Source organism: Paraburkholderia sp. SIMBA_054 (assembly GCF_046534875.1).
Classification (GTDB): Bacteria; Pseudomonadota; Gammaproteobacteria; order Burkholderiales; family Burkholderiaceae; genus Paraburkholderia; species Paraburkholderia hospita.
In genome coordinates this window covers 1-325 of record NZ_JAWRXV010000439.1, presented here as the reverse complement: position 1 = coordinate 325, position 325 = coordinate 1, and the positions used below count along the sequence as shown (strand labels likewise).

1 protein-coding gene is annotated in these 325 nt (G+C 52.9%); it reads left to right on the top strand.

Going from position 1 to position 325, the window contains the following annotated elements:
* Positions 1–137 precede the first annotated feature (137 nt).
* Positions 138–325, top strand: a 188-nt coding sequence (locus SB822_RS55810) for a hypothetical protein (protein WP_410858939.1), incomplete at its 3' end; no start/stop codon positions are given.

Below are 325 nucleotides of genomic sequence, written 5' to 3'. Positions count from 1 at the left end.
GTCAATTCATTCTTCAACTGGGCGTTGAGATACTCGATAACTTTCTTGTCGCCTTGCATGATCTTTCCTTGGTGGGGACTTCAATTTTTCAACAACAATAAACGCCATGCCTGAAAAAGCCAAGAGAACAGAACATCTTGACGCGGTTCCCGGCTTTGCATGTGACGCATGCCGCCCATGAAAAAAGCCGGGACCGCGGCCCCGGCTTCTCAGTACGCTTGACGCGTCAGGCGGCCAATCAGACTGTTGCGACTGGAATCTTGCCGATCTTTGCCTGCCATTCCTTCGGGCCGGTCTGGTGCACCGAAGTGCCGTTCGAATCGAC